Below are 229 nucleotides of genomic sequence, written 5' to 3' on the forward strand. Positions count from 1 at the left end.
CCCCCCGGGACGTGCTCGAAGCGCACCCCCTCCCCGGGGAACCGCTTCAGACCGGAGCCGGCACCCCCGGGGGCAGTGGCGGCCGGGTCGATGTCGTAGGCCCCGCCCGCCACCACCGCACGGCCCTCACCGGTGTCGACGAAGGGCAGGCCCAAACCCATGCCCGCGCCCAGGCCCTGCCGGTCCACCCCCAGACCCGACAACTCCTGGTCATACGACAGAGCCAGCG

1 protein-coding gene is annotated in these 229 nt (G+C 74.7%); it reads right to left on the reverse strand.

The genetic code is table 11. The features are described from left to right. On the reverse strand, positions 1-229 hold a 229-nt coding region (locus IF89_RS40385), incomplete at both ends, for a hypothetical protein (RefSeq protein WP_158718193.1).

Source organism: Streptomyces sp. NRRL F-2664 (assembly GCF_000719345.1).
Classification (GTDB): domain Bacteria; phylum Actinomycetota; class Actinomycetes; order Streptomycetales; family Streptomycetaceae; genus Streptomyces.